The 18,476-nt window shown below is 39.8% G+C and carries 19 protein-coding genes; 3 read left to right on the top strand and 16 right to left on the bottom strand.

Annotated elements, in window-relative coordinates; genetic code table 11:
* Positions 1 to 10: 10 nt before the first annotated feature.
* From M3197_RS03615 to fadH, 10 genes are all read right to left on the bottom strand, one after another.
* Positions 11 to 877 (bottom strand): DUF58 domain-containing protein, encoded by an 867-nt coding sequence (locus tag M3197_RS03615; protein ID WP_251658648.1) that lies wholly within the window; start codon positions 875 to 877, stop codon positions 11 to 13.
* Positions 877 to 1,869, bottom strand: a complete 993-nt coding sequence (locus tag M3197_RS03610) for an AAA family ATPase (RefSeq protein ID WP_251658647.1) — start codon at positions 1,867 to 1,869, stop codon at positions 877 to 879. The genes M3197_RS03615 and M3197_RS03610 overlap by 1 nt, the downstream gene beginning before the upstream one ends.
* 24 nt (positions 1,870 to 1,893) lie before the next feature.
* Positions 1,894 to 3,384, bottom strand: coding sequence for a DUF8809 domain-containing protein (locus tag M3197_RS03605; protein ID WP_251658646.1), 1,491 nt, complete (start codon positions 3,382 to 3,384; stop codon positions 1,894 to 1,896).
* A gap of 14 nt (positions 3,385 to 3,398) precedes the next feature.
* Entirely contained in the window at positions 3,399 to 4,247 is an 849-nt protein-coding gene (locus tag M3197_RS03600) for an ABC transporter permease (protein ID WP_251658645.1), read from the bottom strand.
* Positions 4,228 to 5,178 (bottom strand): ABC transporter ATP-binding protein, encoded by a 951-nt coding sequence (locus M3197_RS03595; protein ID WP_251658644.1) that lies wholly within the window; start codon positions 5,176 to 5,178, stop codon positions 4,228 to 4,230. Before M3197_RS03595 ends, M3197_RS03600 begins: the two co-directional genes overlap by 20 nt.
* Positions 5,175 to 7,538, bottom strand: a complete 2,364-nt coding sequence (locus M3197_RS03590; RefSeq protein ID WP_251658643.1) for a DUF8725 domain-containing protein — start codon at positions 7,536 to 7,538, stop codon at positions 5,175 to 5,177. The genes M3197_RS03595 and M3197_RS03590 overlap by 4 nt, the downstream gene beginning before the upstream one ends.
* A 106-nt stretch (positions 7,539 to 7,644) precedes the next feature.
* On the bottom strand, positions 7,645 to 8,538 hold the full coding sequence (ccpC, locus tag M3197_RS03585; protein ID WP_251658642.1) for a transcriptional regulator CcpC: 894 nt from the start codon (positions 8,536 to 8,538) through the stop codon (positions 7,645 to 7,647).
* A 129-nt stretch (positions 8,539 to 8,667) separates the two neighbouring features.
* Positions 8,668 to 9,108: a cyclic-di-AMP-binding protein CbpB gene (cbpB, locus tag M3197_RS03580; protein ID WP_251658641.1), complete on the bottom strand. Its 441-nt coding sequence runs from the start codon at positions 9,106 to 9,108 to the stop codon at positions 8,668 to 8,670.
* 136 nt (positions 9,109 to 9,244) lie between these two features.
* A complete protein-coding gene (locus M3197_RS03575) occupies positions 9,245 to 9,487 on the bottom strand; it encodes a hypothetical protein (protein ID WP_251658640.1) in 243 nt (80 codons plus the stop codon).
* Between the two features lie 78 nt (positions 9,488 to 9,565).
* Complete coding sequence (gene fadH, locus M3197_RS03570; protein WP_251658639.1) at positions 9,566 to 10,324, bottom strand: 2,4-dienoyl-CoA reductase; 759 nt, start codon at positions 10,322 to 10,324, stop codon at positions 9,566 to 9,568.
* Between the two features lie 208 nt (positions 10,325 to 10,532).
* Here fadH and M3197_RS03565 point away from each other — a divergent pair, with 208 nt between their 5' ends.
* Positions 10,533 to 11,003, top strand: a complete 471-nt coding sequence (locus M3197_RS03565; RefSeq protein WP_251658638.1) for a YkyB family protein — start codon at positions 10,533 to 10,535, stop codon at positions 11,001 to 11,003.
* Between the two features lie 36 nt (positions 11,004 to 11,039).
* Here M3197_RS03565 and M3197_RS03560 read toward each other — a convergent pair whose 3' ends face one another.
* Entirely contained in the window at positions 11,040 to 11,897 is an 858-nt protein-coding gene (locus M3197_RS03560) for an NAD(P)-dependent oxidoreductase (protein ID WP_251658637.1), read from the bottom strand.
* A 178-nt stretch (positions 11,898 to 12,075) separates the two neighbouring features.
* Entirely contained in the window at positions 12,076 to 12,285 is a 210-nt protein-coding gene (locus M3197_RS03555) for an aspartyl-phosphate phosphatase Spo0E family protein (protein WP_251658636.1), read from the bottom strand.
* Between the two features lie 205 nt (positions 12,286 to 12,490).
* On the opposite strand from M3197_RS03555, the gene M3197_RS03550 reads away from it, so the two are divergent.
* Complete coding sequence (locus M3197_RS03550) at positions 12,491 to 12,697, top strand: YkvS family protein (protein ID WP_251658635.1); 207 nt, start codon at positions 12,491 to 12,493, stop codon at positions 12,695 to 12,697.
* A gap of 49 nt (positions 12,698 to 12,746) precedes the next feature.
* A complete protein-coding gene (locus M3197_RS03545; RefSeq protein WP_251658634.1) occupies positions 12,747 to 13,475 on the top strand; it encodes an MSCRAMM family adhesin SdrC in 729 nt (242 codons plus the stop codon).
* A gap of 34 nt (positions 13,476 to 13,509) precedes the next feature.
* Here M3197_RS03545 and M3197_RS03540 read toward each other — a convergent pair whose 3' ends face one another.
* The 4 genes from M3197_RS03540 to M3197_RS03525 form a co-directional block, all read right to left on the bottom strand.
* Positions 13,510 to 13,962: a MarR family winged helix-turn-helix transcriptional regulator gene (locus M3197_RS03540; RefSeq protein ID WP_251658633.1), complete on the bottom strand. Its 453-nt coding sequence runs from the start codon at positions 13,960 to 13,962 to the stop codon at positions 13,510 to 13,512.
* 91 nt (positions 13,963 to 14,053) lie between these two features.
* Entirely contained in the window at positions 14,054 to 15,493 is a 1,440-nt protein-coding gene (locus M3197_RS03535; RefSeq protein ID WP_251658632.1) for an ATP-binding protein, read from the bottom strand.
* A 234-nt stretch (positions 15,494 to 15,727) separates the two neighbouring features.
* On the bottom strand, positions 15,728 to 17,077 hold the full coding sequence (locus tag M3197_RS03530; RefSeq protein WP_251658631.1) for a TrkH family potassium uptake protein: 1,350 nt from the start codon (positions 17,075 to 17,077) through the stop codon (positions 15,728 to 15,730).
* Positions 17,078 to 17,295: 218 nt separating this feature from the next.
* On the bottom strand, positions 17,296 to 18,054 hold the full coding sequence (locus M3197_RS03525) for a TerC family protein (RefSeq protein ID WP_251658630.1): 759 nt from the start codon (positions 18,052 to 18,054) through the stop codon (positions 17,296 to 17,298).
* Between the last annotated feature and the right edge of the window lie 422 nt (positions 18,055 to 18,476).

The following is an 18,476-nucleotide window of genomic DNA, read 5'->3' as shown; positions in this document are numbered from 1 at the left end:
CCCCTCCTCTCTAGCGTACCCAACCTTGTCTACGCATTTGTATTGTAAATACATCTTCTGGTCCTGTTTGAGGTGTTATCATTATCACGTCAATCCCGTATTTCGTTGCACTTTCCAGCATGCGCAGTTGATGTTTCTTCTGCTGAAGCAAATATGTGTTTTCGATTGAGGGCATCATCGTCACTTCTGAAATTTTTTCACTTTCGCTGTCTATAAATCGAATATCTCCCTGGTAGTTAGGCGCAAGCTCTGATTTCGAACGGATAGCAATTACGCGCACATCCCGACATCTCGTTGAAAGCTGGTTAAACAGCTGGGTGAGATTTTCATTCGGTTCTAATGCATCCGTGATTACAAATAACAAAGTCGTTCCTTTGGGGATTGTGTGGATTCCATCCAATAAGCCAGTTGTTTCAGAAGGTTGTTCAAAGCGACTAATATAAGTCATCCAAGAACCTGCCTGACGCGCACCTTTACGTGTAAATAATTGCTTTTTCCCACTAACTAATCGACTGATGGATACCGTATCACCATTCTTCAATGCAATTTGCCCAAGCCCAATCGCAATTTGTTGTGCAAATTTCCACTTATCTTCAAAGTTCATGGACTTACTTGTATCTAACACTATATGAACACGCATTTCCTGTTCATCTAAAAACTGTTTGATGAAATACGAGTCAGTTCGAGCGTACACGTTCCAGTCGATATGACGGATGTCATCACCAGGATGGTATTCCTTAAAATCCGAGAACTCCAAAGAAGCACCCGTTTTTTTAGATACATGGCTCCCTTTGTGATGACCAAGCCGTCCACCATGCTGCACAAATGAGAGTCTACCAAGACGGGCAGATAAGCTAGAAGAAAAGAAAGAAGTCATTAACCGACAACCTCCCTCCGCATGCTCGCCAGCACATGATCAAGAAACGTCTCATTTGTAATTCCTTCTGCTTCTGCTTCATAGTTCAACTGAATACGGTGTAGAAGAGCTGGTTTCGCAACCGCTCGTAAATCACCGATGGATACGTGCACACGCCCTGACAGAAAGGCTCTTGCTTTTGCAAGACGGATCATTGCTTGCAAGCCACGGGGGCCACTTCCGAACTGGATATATTGGGACCATTCATCCGCCTCTTTTGTTTCAAAATGAGTCATTGAAATGAGTTTAATCGCATAGTCAATCATTTCTTCAGCAATAACGATTTCACGAACAAGCTGCTGTGCTTGGAGTAATTCCTCTCTACTGATCACCTTCTGAATGGAAATAATAGTAGTTCCAGTCGTGCGTTTTACAATTTCTTTCAATTCAATTGCAGAGGGATGAAGTAAATTAATTTTACATAAAAAACGGTCCAACTGTGCCTCTGGTAAAGGATACGTACCTTCCATGTCGATCGGGTTTTGTGTTGCGAGTACAAAAAACGGCTTTTCCATTGGATATGTTTTACCCAAAACCGTCACTGTTTTTTCTCCCATCGCTTCTAGCAACGCACTTTGCGTTTTAGGTGTGGCCCGGTTGATTTCATCCGCTAGTACGAGCTGACTGAATAATGGTCCCTCGTTAAACGTGAACTTCTGGCGCCCTTCTCTATCCCGCTCTAGTAAGGTCGTACCTGTAATATCTGAAGGCATTAGGTCAGGGGTGAATTGGATACGTTTAAAGGACAGATCCAATGCTTCACTAATCGTACGAATCAGCATTGTTTTTCCAAGTCCAGGCGCGCCTTCAAGAAGCGCATGCCCATCCGCAAGAATAGAAAGAAGTGTGTATTCAATTGCCTCTTCCTGTCCTACAATGAATTTTTCAATTTCAGTTCGGACCTCACTCATTTTTTGACTCATCTCTTCAAACCGTTGTAGTAAATCACTCATAGCAAATGCTCCTTCCAGATTGAATTATTCGATGGAGGAAAAATAATCAGTTAAGATTTTTTCGAGTTCAGGCGATAAAGGTAACTGCTCTGTACGTTTTAAATAAGCATCTTTATATTGACCTACAACTTCCTCATAAGGTCGAATCGTTCCCCGTTCATTGGCTGTTTGTTTATCATAGGAGTCGATCGACTTGCCGTCACTTAGCTTTCCTCCATCTTGATCGATGTCAGGTGCGTTACCAAATCGATTATTCGGAATGGAGAGCAAGTTTCTCCCCCCTTGGCCCGGTCCTTGACCTTTGCCTTGACCTTGACCTTGACCTTGGCCTTGGCCTTGTCCTTGGCCTTGTCCTTGTCCTTGACCTTGTCCTTGGCCTTGGCCTTGGCCTTGGCCTTGACCTTGGCCTTGGCCTTGACCTTGACCTTGGCCTTGGCCTTGGCCTTGTCCTTGGCCTTGACCTTGACCTTGGCCTTGGCCTTGACCTTGGCCTTGGCCTTGACTACCTGATTGTTTGTTTGTTCCAGTCGATGGCTTACTTGGATTTGGATTTTGTCCTCCAGTTGTTGAGTTTTTCTCTCCATTGAAAGAACGTTCAGATCCTGTTTTTTGCCCGCCTGCACCTGCCTGACCAGCCGCCAATTGTGGAATCGATGGAGCTTTTCCGATACTTGCTAAATCTTGAAATGCTTTGTCCGCTTGTTCAGTAAGTGGCCCCGCTAGCTTTTCCAACTCTGCCAGCTGTTGCTTTTCTTCAGATGACAATCCTTCTTTACCAGTCCCGCCCTGTTGGTTCCTCTTCTTCTCGAGCAACTGCATTTGTTGCAATTTCAACTCTTTTTGGGTTTTCACGAATTCCTTCAATGCTTTTTCGGACCCATCTACTTTCTTTAAATCCGATACGAGCTGCTCCAGTTTCTTTTTTACAGCAGGAGTAGTTGAACGTTTTAACTGTGTCTTTGTTTCTTTTACAAGGTCGTTCATAACTTCTTTTTCTTTCACGATTGTTTGTGCTTCTTGTTGTGCAGGAGAGGGTACCAGCAAAAGTGCAGTCAATACCATAGCTGCCCCAACCCCAGCCATCATTATTTTCCATTCTATTGCTTTCTTTTTGCGAGCAGCAAACAAGCTCTCTGCAGGTGGAAGTCTCTTCCCAACCCGTTCCAGTAAAAACTCTCCAAATGTAGAAGCTTGAATTTCTTGATCTAAAACGGTCAATAATAGATTATCTGGTAGGTAACGATCGAATGTATGGACTGCATCCGTGCGCTTCACACGTTTTTTAATAAACAAGCCGCAGGTAATAATCACTATTAGTAATGCAGCACTCCATGCATACAACGTGTAATAAGGAAGGACAAACAATCTGGATACAGCAATGACTGCGGTTGCAGCAACAATTGCAATTGCAGATCCACGTACAAAGAAAAAAATTGCTTGTTCAAGTAACAAACTTCTTCTGACTTTAGTAATTGTCCGCTCAATCATTTCCTTATATCCAGACGGATTAGCCATAGTGACTCTCCTCCCTACTTATGCTTTTTCATATTCACTCTCAATCTTTTTGTCGCAATCCAGATGGATCCAATCGTTATCAGTCCATAAAAAAGTAAATAACCAATCCACAACGGAAATGTAACTTGAGTCATCTCTTGGACACTCATTCCAAGCTCTGGCGATACCAACGAGGCAAAAAAGATTTCAGGATTAATGGATGCTAGGATATGTCCTACGTAGGTTTTAGACGACGTCATACCCATTGACCCAAACTGTTTTACCTGTATGAGAATAAGAAACAAAAATGGAATGACTGCTGTAAAAAACAACATACTTCCGTACGTTACAATCATCGATACCGTCGTTCTGCGTATCAATGTTGAAAACATAACACCTAGACTCCCTATTGCAAGCAGCGTCACAAATAAGAAGAACAGAGATTTTACAAACAACACAGGGGAAATTCCACCGAACAGAAACACCATACTATACACCGGTAACCCAGCTATGATGAGTAGCAATAAAAACAAGACGGATGATAACAGCTTCCCTGTAACGATTTGGAACGAACTTTGGGAAGTTGTTAACAGCATGGGTAACGTTTGACGTTCACGTTCCCCACTAATAGTTCCAGCAGTCAAACCTGGAGTTATGAAAAGGACTAGACCCAATTGGATAAACGTTAAAAATGCAAATAGAATGACACTTTCAGACGGCTTAAAATAGGCAGTGCCCATGAGACTAGTCGTGGTGTAGATAAATCCAAAAACAAAGATACACATGGCTAGCAAATAGAACAAGACGCCTGTAAAGCTTTTGGAGCTACGGAATCGGAGCTTTATTTCTTTAGCGAGAACAGGATTATTTAGTCTGCTTTTCAACGAGCTCCACTCCCTTCGTAATCTCCATGAACACATCTTCCAGATCAACAGAGTTTTCCGTAAATGATACGATATGAATTCCGGACATTACAGCTTCTTTCAACAATTGAAACTGCTGCATATCGTCCCCTTTGAATGTGAACGACAGCACACCGTCATGTATCTCATGAGAAATTGCGGAAACAAACGGACTCTCTTCAAAAAATGCAACTGCAGAACCGCTGTCTCCTGAAATTCGGGTCGTAATTGTTTTATCCCCCAGAAGTTTGGCCTGGATTTCCGAAACGGAGCCGTGGGCGATTAGTTTACCATTATCAATCACTCCAATTTCATCACACATTTCCGCTAGTTCAGGTAAAATATGAGACGAAATTAGGATTGTCTTCCCTAAACTTTTCAGTGATCGTAGAATGTCTCGCATTTCCACACGCGCTCTAGGATCAAGCCCAGATGCAGGTTCATCTAAAATAAGAACTTTCGGATCATGAATGAGACTTCTCGCCAAACAGAGTCTTTGCTTCATCCCTCTGGAAAGAGAGTCTACATAGGCATTTCGTTTGTCTGTTAAATTGACGAGTTCCAGTAGTTCCGTAATCAGCTGATTTCTTTTATCTACTGGAATCCCATAGCTAGCTCCATAGAAGTCTAAATACTCATGTGCTTTCAACTGATCGTATATTCCGAAAAAATCTGGCATGTAGCCAATGAGTTTCCGGATTTCCTCAGGCTTCTTTGTAATGTCTACTCCATTAATTGTTACATTCCCCGAAGTAGGCTGTAAAAGTGTAGCTAAAATGAGAAACGTTGTGGACTTCCCCGCACCATTCGCTCCAACAAACCCAAAAACAGTTCCTTCTTTGAGTGACAATGTCAACTCATCCAACGCTTTAAATTGTCCATATTTTTTTGTGAGCTTGGAGATTTCTATCATTTTTTAACCTCCCCTGTCAAACGGAGTTCCGGTGGATGAGAAGGTTCTCCCATTTGCGAATTATTGAAATTCAACTTAATTGTTAAGTTCCCATCCTTCGATACATAATCACTTGCTGGTTCCACTGTTAGCGACGATTTCCCTTCTAACACTTCATAACTCCCTGTTTTCACATTGAGAATACTTACGTCATAACGATTAAGATCCACGCCAAACAGCTGAATCTTCGTCCAGTTGTCCACCTTCTGAGAAAAGTCGTTGTTAAGTTGCCACTTCTGACTATATTCCTTTTCAGAAAAGATGTATTCTTTGTTTACTTCATCTACTAAATCTGCAGGATTTCCGCTGGATGACAGTAATTCCATTTCCATTAAATCACTGTCGATAGTTACAGTTCCTGACAATTTAGTATTAATATCGATTGGCTGAAGTAACATGGAGATTGGTGAGTTTTCAACTTTTCGTTCTGCTAGTGAGAGTTCCATAATTTGAGTTTCTGTAGTTGCTGATAAGATTGGTTTAGATGACTCATTCATATGAATAGATGAGAAGTTCAAAAGGCCATCTTTTCTCATTTTTACCAAATCATCCTGATTGTTTGCTATGGGGTTCATGTATCCATAATTAGAGGTACTCCGTGGTCCAAGTACATTCACTTTTACTTCTTCTTGTACCGTTAAAGTTTCTCCCGCCATAATGGAACCCAGTTTAATGGTTTTACTTCCAGATAAAATTGAAACGTCTTTCACGCCAAATGGAAAATTATTCGTTACTGTTCCCGTCAATATCTTATCCTCAAGAGTTAGATTAGTATCAAAATTACCAACAGCACCAAGTTCTGTTTCCCCATAAATGGATGCGACATTCCAAAACCCTAGATTTCTGAATGATAGCACCTCTTCACTCGCACCCTTTTCTAAAATAGAGTGATTATGGGCTGGTAGATTAGTGCCAAATACCGAATTTGCCGATGAGTTTGCCGAGACTGTGCTCGGTTTTTGTATTGTAAAAGTGAAGTTCCCTGATTTATCGGTTAGTAGGGATTCAGCGTAATATCCCGATAATGTATTGTCCGGTTTCACAAGATAGACAGCGGAATGTTGCAGCTGTGCCTTGCCTAAGCGGTCCTTGCCTCCATAAGCAAAAATTGCAAAAGAAACGACCACTGCGACAACCGGAATAATCCACCAAGCATGTTCTCTCTTATCTCTTCTTCTCAAAAAGATATAGAGTAGTGGAATTACTAAAATGATATACACAATGATAATGCCAAACAATAAGGGTGTAGATACTTTAAAAGAAGGAAAGAGTTCATTTGTTTCCCCGACAGTAAACATTAAATCATCCGTCGGAGGTGTGTAATACATTTGAGAAGGTCGTTGTTTTAACAGTTGGTTACTCTTGTTCAATAGATCTGTCCAAAAGGTTTTCGCACCTGTTGAAGTCCGGAATGATTCGTTACCGATTGAAAAAGTTGTCTGGAGAACCATTCCCGACCCAACAAGTTGAGAGGCCGCTAGAATCGTATCATCCTGCTGTAATAGAATCGCAGCGTCTGGTGCTTTCTTCGCTGAAAACCCTGGTACAGGATCTTTGAATTTGTCATTGAATAAAGCTGGGGCAAACTCTTTACTTTCTTGAATCTCAAGCGGTAACAGTGAACGGAAAACTCCTGCTTCAGCCGCTACGTTCTGAGAGCCTCCTATCAGTAAAGTTCCTCCTGCTTTAACCCATTCCAACATGGCATCTTGCTGTTTTGAAGAAAGATCAGCGATGGCAAAACCATCTACAGCAATAATATCCACTGCATCCCATCCGCCTTTTTCAGCGGGTAAAGGAGATTGGTCTGATTTTGTTAAATTCAGGAGTTGAGTCCCTTCTTTGTTTTTTAAATATAAGTCTTTTAAAGAAGATAACCGATCAATATTATCTGCTAGTCCAGCAATGAATAAAACTTGCTCAGGAAACGCTGTAGATTTAATGAGTTGCGTTCCGGAGTGCTTGATTTCATCACCTGATCTCCACCCATTTTCATAGAAAAAGATATTTTTCTTAATGGGATTGCCATACATCATTGAATCTTGTATGGAGTCAACAGTCATCGTAACCGTCTGCTTCTCTCCTTCTCCAATCGTTAGTGCAATAGATTGACCAACACCGCCCGTTTGACTTGAAGTATTGACAATCAAATCTCCAGCAAATGCGGTTCCTTTGTTTTCAATCGTGAAAACTATAGGTGCACCTTTTCCATCCTTAGTTTTTTGGTCTAGACCAGTTTGAACGGACACATGCAAGTCAGGTGCAGCAAATGCTTTTGTCATCGGCCATAGACTAATGATTCCGACTAGAACTACTAACATAGTAAACGGCTTCCATAACGACTTTCTCAAATAGCCCGCCTCACTTTCTGAATTATTTTTCTACTTATATCGATAATTAGTACGTTTTACTTGCTAGAAAGTTCCATCATTCAAGTAAACTGGAATCATTTTTTAATTGAAGCGCATGAGCTTCGATTACCTTTGAAAAAGCTTCTACCTGTTTCAACTCAAAACTAGACTGATACCCAATAAGGTAGGTATCCCTTGTCAATTCAAATTCTGCTTCATTATTCAACAATGGAATTTTATTCACTTGTTCATCTCCACGTAATGTAATTGATGGCAATATCGCATACCCAATACCATTTAAAACGAGTTGTCGACAGGTTTCCATTTGGTCCACTGTTAACTGTCTAGTTGGATTTTTTGAAAAGTGTTTCTGCCACCATTGTTGAATTTCCGTATAATAATTTGAATCACTTTTAAATTGAATATAGGGCCGTTCTGTATCTTTCAATTGCTCGAGTGAAGTGAGTTCTTTATCCACTAAATACAACTGATCACGGAACAAATAAGTACGCCTGCTGTTCCACTCAACTTCTCCTCTGACAATTCCAACGTGGGCTTCCCCTTCATACAATGCCTTCAATATTTCTGATGTCCAACCAGTCATCAGTGAAATTTTAGCGTCTGGATATTGCTTCACATAATCTTTAAGTACTTCTGGAAGCCAAGTCTGCCCAACGATGGATGCACATGCGATTTTTAATGTTCCATGCACTTTGTCTGCAAGCCCAGCAATTTGTTCAATTGTTTCTTCTTTCCTCTGAACAGTCTCTTTTGCAAACTCAATGACGAGTTCTCCAGCAGCTGTCGGGACAAGACCTTTTTGCGATCTTACAAATAATTTTGCTCCCCAGGATTTTTCAATAGACTGGAGCCTTTGTGAAAGTGCCGGTTGAGAGATGAACAATCGGTCCGCTGCTTTCCTCATATTTCCTTCTTCTGCCAAGACTTTCATGATTTCTGTTGTGTTCATTTAGTTTCTCATCATCCTTTTCAAGAAGCGGCTGCTTCGTCACTTGTTTCTTAGCCTTCTATCTAAAAAGAAAGAGACTCTTAAAAAAGAGCCTCATCACTTTTGTTTCTAACTATTATCACATGTAGTCTACCTTGAGCTATATACATATTTCTTAAACTGCTTTAACATCACACGACGTGTTAGTATACCAGCAAACGTACCGTCCTCTTCTGTCACGCATAAGAATGTATGATTGATGAGCAAATCTAGCCCTTTTTGAAAACGATCCGTTGTCCGGATCAATGGTAAATCCGTTTGCATAATATCATCAACCTTCAAATCTGAAAGACGTTCATATTCGATTCTTTCTAAGCCTAATATTGCATCTGTAATCATTCCAATACCTAACAAACCTCTCAATTTATACTTTGCGTCAAGTACAGGAATTGCTGAATACCCCGTCTTTGTAAGAACCAGTAATGCATGTTCTGCATTATTGCCAACCTGCACATGCGCAACCTTTTCAGAAGAAATCAGATAGTCGGATATTGGCATGACCAAAAAGTCACTATTATTCAAAGCAACCAATTTAAATCGCTCCTCCAGCAACAATTTACTTCAAGCTATGCTGCTCTTCTACTATATCATAGAGATCGCTATAAAATGAAGAAGTCCTGAACGATTCGTATAGGTATTTACCATTTTTAACAAAAAAGCCTCTTCCTTATGAGAAAGAGGCCCAGTAGTAAAATATAACGATTACACTAAATAGAGCAGCTACGAGAATCACCCACAATATAGGATTAAACGTGAAGGGATGGTCTTCAATCGGCTCTGCCACACTTCGATCCTGTCTGTTGAGTACTCCATCCGGATTATAATTCGGCTTTTTACGAACCGCTAAGACTCCAATGATGACCATTATCGCCACGACAACACCAATTGGAATCGCCCAAATATCAAACAATCTTTTCCCTCCTCAACAGGCCTCTATTTTTTTGCTACCTGTTGATTTAGGATGTGCATATTATGGGCAAACTAACCGTCAAAACGGATATTGGTTCAACCATTGACCGCCATCTAATGTGACAATCTCTCCATTCATATAGGACGCTTTATCTGACATGATGAAGGCTGCAAGTTCAGCAATTTCTTCTGGCTTTCCAACACGTCCAAGTGGTACTGATTGAATAGTTCGCTGTGCTGCTTTCTCCGATTGAAACAACTTTTCTGCTCCACCTGTACGTTCAATAGGTCCTGGTGCAATACCGTTAACACGAACACCATATTTTCTTCCCCATTCTACGGCAAGTGTACGTGTGAGCGACATAACTCCTGCTTTCGCTGCAGCTGAGTGAACTACACCTGGTCCAGCATCCCAAGCATATGTTGCCAACATGTTTAGTATCGCACCTTTTTGCCCCTTTTCTTTCCAGTAGTTCATTACTGCACTTGAACAGTAGAAAGTTCCATTCAAAACAATATCGATTACTGACTTCCATCCGTTCGGAGATAGATCTTCTGCTTGTACGATGAAATTTCCTGCAGCATTATTGACAAGTCCATCAATTTTCCCAAAAGTTTTGTCTGCAAAGTGTATAAGTGCTTCGATAGTTTCAATTTCACGTACATCCATTTGAAAAGTATAAGCATTTTCCCCAATTTCCTCTTTGGCAGCATTTAACTTTTCTGAGTCTCTTCCGGTTATAATGACATTTGCCCCGTCTTGAACAAATTTCTTTGCCATGTATTTCCCCATACCGTTTGACCCGCCTGTAACGATAATAACCTTTTTCTCGTCCATTTTTATTCCCCCTTGTAAAATGAATGAATACTCATTCAAATCGTACCATAACTCTGACTCTTTTGCATCTGCTGCTAGTTCACAATTTCTTGAAGTTCCTGGTGACAAGAGTTTAAAAGACTTTGTCGCTTTTGGTGTACTTATTTCTAATTTACTAGTACAATACTGTCAAAATGAAGTTTTTTTTATTTGATGGGAGGTCTACGTATTGGCAGACGCCAATTCACTGCGGGAACTAGCCGTAGCAATCTATACCGTTAACAGGCATGCAAAAACAGCTCCGGATAATCGACCACTTTACCAATTGAAGAAAGTAGCTATCGCTAAACTTCTTGAAACAGGTGGCGCCGAAAAAGTTGGGTTACATTTTGTAGAAAATCCAAAATACAGCAAACAGCATTCCACTGTCCTAGTACGTTGTGGAGAATTCCTCTTTCACACTCTCCCTGAAAAAGATGACTTCGCCCAGTTGCCACATCTAGGTGAGCAAGATTTGGAGTTTAGGAATCCTCAAGAGCGCATGAGTTTAAAAACCGCTCGCGAACTGCTTACTAATTTCACGGGCATTCTACAAGAGAACGTCCCGGCACCATCCGTTAAAAAACCTCAACAGAAAAAAACTAGACGGGTTTCAAATACAGAAGTTTTCCGTTCTTCCTACTTAGATGGGAAAAGATAAAAGGGACATGCCTAAATCGGCGTGTCCCTTTTTTCATTAATACTGTTTGAAAAGAACTTGGGTACCCTTATCACCGTATCCTTTAGCAATAAGGTCCTCATACAGACGGATTGCTAACTGCAATCCCGGAAGATCCAAATCCATGGCACTCGCTTCATCAAGTGCAATCCGCAAATCCTTTAGAAAATGCTTTGTGTAAAAACCAGGTTCGAAATTCCCACCAAGCATACGAGGTCCAAGATTTGAAAGCGACCAAGAACCTGCCGCACCAGGAGAGATGGATTCTAAAACACGTTCTGGGTCCAGCCCTGCTTTTTCGGCATATGCAAGCGCTTCACAAACACCGATCATATTGGTCGCAATGGCCAGCTGATTGCTCATTTTTGTGTGCTGCCCAGCTCCAGCACGACCTTGAAGTACAATTTGACTTCCGAATATCGAAAATATTGCTTTGACTTGGTTAAATACGGACTCGTCACCACCACACATAATCGAGAGTGTCCCATTTTTAGCTCCGACGTCCCCACCAGAAACAGGAGCATCGAGTGAAGACATTCCTTTTTCAATAGCTGCTTTTTCGATTTTTTTTGCAAGCGCTGGACTCGAAGTTGTCATATCTATAAGCACTTGTCCGCTTCTTCCGTTAGCGAGAATACCATCAACCTTTAGATAGATTTCTTCAACGTCAGCAGGCATGCCAACCATTGTAAAGATAATATCTGCTTTTTGTACAGCCTCGGCTACCGTAGAAGCCCACTTAGCGCCTGCAGCAATAAGTGGCTCCGCTTTCCCCTTCGTACGTGTATGCACAGTTACAGGATAGCCTGCTTGAAGCAAATGACTGACAATACTAGAACCCATTACTCCCGTTCCGATAAACGAAATATTTTCCATATGTAATATCCCCCCTAAAAATAGTGACGCTATACTAATAATACTCTAAAATAAGCTTCATTTCTTGTTATGAACAAAAAAGAGACGGTCCTGGGAAAGGACCGTCATCAAAAGGGGGAAATGAGAATGTTGCTGTGTTCAATTGTAGTATCCCCCTTCGGCAGAATTCTAAACACATTCAGCCAAAATTTTCACTTTTAATTTGTACTTTTCTCTCTATACTACTATTTTTAATAACAGCACTCTTTTCATCGTATGAATAGATATTTAATAAGTGATCCAATTCAACGCTCAGATTGACCGTCTCATTGGAGGATAGACCTTTTTCCTCTGCAGTTTTCAAGAGTTCCCTGCGAATGAATTCAATTTTATATTCCAGATTATCCATAGAGAAGCCCTCCCACGATTAATAACAAAGCTTAATATATAGTAACATAAAGTAAAAAAAGTTGTGTCAAAACTTTTCGACAATTCACGACAAATACTTGTCGAAACAATAATAATTTGTACATTCTCTCATTTCATGATACTTTACCTGTATTGCTTTTGTTAAGTATAATAGGTTTAATCAGTTGCAGAAGGAGTTGAATCAGATGGATGAAATGGAAGAGTTGAATATTGCAGAGGTGGGAACCATTATTGAATTTAAGGATGGTTTACAGGGGATTGTAGAAAAAGTGAATGATAACTCGGTTATTGTGAACTTAACGTTTATGGAAAACTTTGAGGAACTTGGTCTTGAAGAAAAAACAGTTGTGAACCATAAGCGCTACACAATCCTTCATAAAAAAGAAAATTGAAACTTTTTTTGCAAATTTGCGTCACATTGAGTAAGGAGGAGTTGACCGTATGAAAAACAAAAAACTACTTTACACAGCATTGTCTGCCTCACTATTATTAGCTGCTTGTGGAACCGATACAAGCGAAGAGGACTCTGATAAGCAGTCCATTGAAAATACTGATCAAACTGTTGATACTGGCACAAATGAAACTGAATCTACTGATGGTGAATCTGGTGAAGCAGAGGGAACAGAGTCTACCGATGAGAACGCTACAAGTGAAGAAGATGAAGCGACAGAAGAAGATTCAACTAGTGATTCAAACTCCGAAGCAGACAGTAGTGAATCTAATGAGGTTGCGACGTTACCAGATGCTGTGGAAACAGAGAGCGATGAGCAACCCTTTAAAATGCAAGTGCTCCCAACTTATGAATTGACGAGTGAAGAGCCTGGTCGTGACATTCTTTATCTGAAAGAACATGAAGACAAGTTTATGGTAATCGGAACAATGCAAGCTACTGAAACTGATTTTGACAAAGCTGTTGAAAACATGAAAGAAACACTTGCTGCTACAAGTACAGATGCGTCTCCTGTTGAGTTGACAGACGAGACAAAACTTCCAACTAGCAAAGAACTAGAAAAAGTGCAGGCATATCGTGTAACTTCAGCTGATGGTCCCATTACAGCAATGATTTTCCAAAAAGGAGAGCTAATCGTTCGGGTCATGATGTATGATAACAACGATGAGAGCTACTATGAAGAATATTTGAAAATGGCTGAAACGATTCAACCAAAATAAGACATCAACAAAAAGCTGAACAGCAAATTGCTGTTCAGCTTTTTGTTGATGACAAATCACGAATGGATACTCCTAACTTTTGAAGCAAACCTGTCGCTTGTTCTTGCTCCTCAGCCGTCAACGATGAGAGTAATCGAGTAATATTCTCTGCATGCCCAGGGAACAATGCATCCATTAACTGTTCGCCTTGAGTAGTAATTTCTACATACGTTACGCGTTTGTCGATAGAATTGACTTCTCGTTGTAAGTAACCGTTGGACTCCAGTTTGTTAATGACATAGGTCATTGAACCGCTACGCATTAAAATTTTTTCTCCAATTTTTTGGATAGGCTGTTTTCCTTTGTGGTACAACAACTCGAGAACCGCAAACTCAGTCGGATTCAACCCTTTAGATGAGATTAGTCGATTCGTCTCTTCGTGCAGCACTTTATTTGCCCGTGATAGGACTACAAATAATTTTAGTGCGCGTTCGTTTGCTTTCCCCATAAATTATTCACCTGCTGTTTTCCAATTTAATCTATGAAATTAGTATAGTTGGTTGAATACCAATTCGTCAAAATTGATCTAATATGAATTATTAATTAGCTGAGGATTGCTCCACTATTACACAACTCTCCAAATAATGCTGCGGAAATACTAAAGTGAATGTTGTCCCTTTTTCTGCCACACTTGAAACCGCTACTGCTCCCCCTAGATCTTCCATTGTCTTTAGAACAAATGGTAGTCCTAGACCTGTTCCTTCTGGTTTTGATGTGAAAAAAGGCATGAATATGTTTTTAATCTGTAACGGAGTCATACCTTTTCCTGTATCGGTAACGGAAAGTGTAAATGCGGTCCCTTCTGCCTTTTCAAGTTTCAGGGTCAAAATTCCTCCTGGTTCCATAGCCTCGAATGCATTTTTAAAGATATTCAAAAGAACTTGCTTGATTTTATCTGCATTTGAATAGATCATCGAATTGCAGAAAGAAGCATCTTGCCAGTCAATGTGAATCGATTCAAACATGGCTTTTGGCTTCATGATTTCTAGCACTTTTGTAATTAGAACTCCTAAAGAGAACTCTGAAATTTTTTCTTCCGAAGGTTTTGATAGCATAAGCATTTCATTCAGAATCGCTTCCATCCGTTTCAGCTCGTCATCCACGACGGACAAATATTTTGCTGTATCTCCTGTTGCGGTGACTTCCATCAATTGCACAAATCCTTTTAACGTCGTCATCGGATTACGAATTTCATGTGCAATACTTGCTGCCATTTGACCTACTGTTGACAAAGATCCGGAATGATCCAACTTTCTGCGAAGCATTTCTATCTCTGTACAATCCTGTATTTCCACGATATACAAGTCGCTATCGCTGTTATACACAGCACGAATCTCAAAAAACTGAATCGTATTCGGTTCATCTTCAAATCGTTCTTTGATAGTGACTTCCCCGATAGTGTGAAGTGTTTTTATATATGCTTCATACTGGGCCTCTGCATTTCTCTTTTGTGTGTTGAACTTTCTATACAACGATTGCACACGTTTTCCAATAACCGCATTCCTTGTTAAGTTAAATAATTCATTCACTCGATTATTGACATCAATAATGTTACCTTCACGATTGACAATCATCGTTAACATTGAGGCATGCGTAAAGCACCCTAAATAATCAGCTAATGGTAGTTCTGTACAAACCGCCGGTACCATAAATGTAACGATAGCTTGCTGTGTTTGGTTTAAATAAATTATATGAGCTTTGCATAAACACTCAACATTTCCTTCAGAAACCAGTGCGAAATTATCTAATATAATTTCTTTTATTTCCGTGCATTCTTGCTTAAAGTCATTCCAGCTGCGTAAACCATCTCTTTTGAGTAACGATAAAAAGTTATCGTTTTGTCCCAACGAAAACTTCTTACAAAACAAGAAATTTGCCTCAGCAATGACACCATCCATACTGACCAAAATACAAGGGTGACGTTTGTCGGTAACGAAAAGTGAGCCATAACTATTCACATTTTCTAATTGTTCAAGCATTGTTTACCCTCCCGAGACTGTTTAGACAAGATATGAAATAGCACCATATGTTATAACTTACATAAATAAACGGTCCAAAGTGTATAATTCAGATTATTCCATATTTCCACAACTCGTTATATAGGTCTTTAGAATTATATTGCACGAATTTTCTTCCATACAAGGTTATTCAAAGAAACATATAATCATTTAATTGATCTTTCAGCAAAAATATTATCCTCCATTTATTTCCTACTACCCTATTATTACACGTTCTTTTGGATAACGGAAAGAGGTTTTGTTTACTTTTCCACCTAATGTGAATAAAAAAGAAATTAGCCCCACTCGTCCAATGAACATGAGCGCCATAATAATAACCTTACCGGGTACAGATAAATCCGCAGTAATTCCAAGAGACATTCCACACGTTCCGAATGCAGAGGTTATTTCAAATAACAATGAGACCACAGGGACTCCAGGCTCCGTAATTAACATAACGAGAAGTGCAGTCATAACCATGAAGCCCGCTAGCAAAATGACGGCATACGAACGAAAAATGTCGACAAGCTTTATACGACGTTTAAAAATGTGAATAACATCTTTTCCTTTTGCAAAGTTAATAAGAAATAATACAGCAATTGCAAATGTCGTAGTTCGAATTCCCCCACCAACTGAACTTGGAGATGCACCGATAAACATCAATAAACTAATTACGATATCCGTCGCATCACTAAAGCTAGTGATATCATACGTCGTTAAACCTGCAGATCGTGCTGAAACAGAGTGAAATAGAGAAGAAAAGATCTTTTCATGCCAAGACATTCCTTTAAAAGAATGAAATGACTCTAGAATAAAGATCAATACCGCACCTGCTACCAATAGTATTCCGAAAGTAGATGTCGTAATTTTGGTAAAAAGTGAAAAACGAAAATGCGGAATCTTTTTTGAAAAGAAACTTTTCACCTCTACAAGAACAGGGAATCCGATCGCACCTAAAATAATTAACACCATAATAACAAATTGTACAAAGTAGTCATTGAAATACGGCAGCAAGGACGCATCTGTAATGTCGAATCCGGCATTCGTTGTAGCAGAAACTGATAAAAACATTCCATTTAGAAGAGCGTCAGAAAAACTATCGTAGAGAGGCATAATATAAATGGTCAGGACAATTCCACCAATTAGTTCAATGAGAAAAATAATCCGTACAATTTGTTTAATCAATTGCACCACTCCGGCGAGTGAGTACTGATTATGATCCACCATAATGAGCTGTCGTTCACGCAACCCAATACGTTTTTTTACGAGTAACCAGAAAAACGTGCCTATTGACATAATACCGATTCCACCTATTTGCAGAACGAGCATTAGCATACATAGTCCGAAAACTGTATACGTACCTGCGATACTAATCGGCGTCAATCCGGTGACGCTGACAGCACTTACAGATGTGAATAAACTATCGATAAAAGAAACCTTCACACCGGGTTTATAAACGCCTGGAAGATTCAACAATAGAAATGAAAATGCAATGGCTAAAAAATAATAAAACACAATTAATTGAGCTGGTGTGAATTTGCGTAAACTATCACGGTTAAATTTCATTTTTTGTATCCGATCCTTTCCTTCAGGAGGACATAATCATACCATATTCGATTTTATCCTGACAGAAAAATTAGGTTCTCTTATAGTTTTGGCTGCTAGTTTCATTTTCAGTCACCCCATTTATCCTCGAAATTAAAATCTACCTAGTTATGGTGTGCACAAATAAAAAAACTGTCCAGCGCAAGAAACATCTCTCACATTGGACAGTTTTAGTATCGTTACTTAGATGTCTTTCTATTACTTGCAACAGCAGTTAAATAACCGCCTAATGCGATGGCTGCAAGGACAGACCAGAAAATAAGTTTCCACGTAAGAGAGTGTGGAAATTCTGTATCGAGAATTTGAACATTAGGATGTGCAAGTGTCATTACAGCAAGTTTAACACCTACCCAGCCAACAATAAGGAATGCGGCTGTTTCAAGTGCTGGAAACTTCTCAAGTAATGTCACAAATTGGCGAGCTGCAAATCGGATCATAATGAGACCGATAATTCCACCAACCAGCATGACGGTAAATTGTCCACCATTAATGCCTCCGATATGGAAGTTACCTAGTTCTGGCAGGGTTACTGCAAGTGCTACCGCTGCAAGCATGGAGTCTAGTGCAAACGCAATATCCGCAAGTTCCACTTTCAATACAGTAACCCAGAAACCAGACTCTTTCCGTTTTTTCTTTGTCGGATCGGCATTTTTATGATGCTTTTGGTCGTAAATATTCTTTGCCGAAATATACAATAGGTAAACTGCACCTAGTGCTTGAATTTCCCAATAATTCACAAGGTACGTGATGAAAAACAGAGCTGTAAATCTGAAAACAAATGCCCCTAATAGTCCGTAGAACAATGCTTTCTGTTGTTGTACTTTTGGAAGATGTTTCACCATAACCGCCATAACGACTGCATTATCTGCTGCAAGAAGGCCTTCCAAAACAATTAGTACAAGTAATACCCACGCGTATTCAAAGAAAATACTTTCCAACAAAAATTCCTCCCTTTTTTTCAATCAAAAAAACCCTCACCTAATAAAAGGCAAAGGTCTCGCTAAGTCGGAATTTGTAAAAAAATCCAGCTATCATAACCGATGGTGGCTTGCCACCATGTATTGACGACTATGAAATAGGTTTCCCTATAGCTACTCCCCTTTGACAAACGTCAAAGACATTCATATGTTAGGTACTTTTCTCCCTTTATTATACTGATCATCAGCTGTTCTGTAAACTAAACATCCGCTTTTTCAAATAAGTTTCTTCTCGATGTTTTAGTTTCGACACAATCGATACCAATAAGGAGAATCGTATTTTGTAGCTGCTGTTTTTTCAAATAAAACATTCCTTTGCAGATACTCACATTATATGAGAAATCGGTACATTCTATGAATGATTGTCCTATTCATTCCATACA

The sequence above is a fragment of the Sporosarcina aquimarina genome, from assembly GCF_023715615.1.
GTDB lineage: Bacteria > Bacillota > Bacilli > Bacillales_A > Planococcaceae > Sporosarcina > Sporosarcina aquimarina_A.
Note: the sequence above shows the minus strand (reverse complement) of the source record. Positions and strands in the feature narration are given on the sequence as shown.

Excerpts from the sequence above, each read along its gene's own strand:
- M3197_RS03615 (WP_251658648.1), bottom strand. The coding sequence starts at position 877 with ATGACTTCTTTCTTTTCTTCTAGCTTATCTGCCCGTCTTGGTAGACTC.
- M3197_RS03610 (WP_251658647.1), bottom strand. The coding sequence starts at position 1,869 with ATGAGTGATTTACTACAACGGTTTGAAGAGATGAGTCAAAAAATGAGT.
- M3197_RS03605 (WP_251658646.1), bottom strand. The coding sequence starts at position 3,384 with ATGGCTAATCCGTCTGGATATAAGGAAATGATTGAGCGGACAATTACT.
- M3197_RS03595 (WP_251658644.1), bottom strand. The coding sequence starts at position 5,178 with ATGATAGAAATCTCCAAGCTCACAAAAAAATATGGACAATTTAAAGCG.
- M3197_RS03590 (WP_251658643.1), bottom strand. The coding sequence starts at position 7,538 with ATGTTAGTAGTTCTAGTCGGAATCATTAGTCTATGGCCGATGACAAAA.
- ccpC (WP_251658642.1), bottom strand. The coding sequence starts at position 8,538 with ATGAACACAACAGAAATCATGAAAGTCTTGGCAGAAGAAGGAAATATG.
- fadH (WP_251658639.1), bottom strand. The coding sequence starts at position 10,324 with ATGGACGAGAAAAAGGTTATTATCGTTACAGGCGGGTCAAACGGTATG.
- M3197_RS03560 (WP_251658637.1), bottom strand. The coding sequence starts at position 11,897 with ATGGAAAATATTTCGTTTATCGGAACGGGAGTAATGGGTTCTAGTATT.
- M3197_RS03555 (WP_251658636.1), bottom strand. The coding sequence starts at position 12,285 with ATGGATAATCTGGAATATAAAATTGAATTCATTCGCAGGGAACTCTTG.
- M3197_RS03550 (WP_251658635.1), top strand. The coding sequence starts at position 12,491 with ATGGATGAAATGGAAGAGTTGAATATTGCAGAGGTGGGAACCATTATT.
- M3197_RS03545 (WP_251658634.1), top strand. The coding sequence starts at position 12,747 with ATGAAAAACAAAAAACTACTTTACACAGCATTGTCTGCCTCACTATTA.
- M3197_RS03540 (WP_251658633.1), bottom strand. The coding sequence starts at position 13,962 with ATGGGGAAAGCAAACGAACGCGCACTAAAATTATTTGTAGTCCTATCA.
- M3197_RS03535 (WP_251658632.1), bottom strand. The coding sequence starts at position 15,493 with ATGCTTGAACAATTAGAAAATGTGAATAGTTATGGCTCACTTTTCGTT.
- M3197_RS03530 (WP_251658631.1), bottom strand. The coding sequence starts at position 17,077 with ATGAAATTTAACCGTGATAGTTTACGCAAATTCACACCAGCTCAATTA.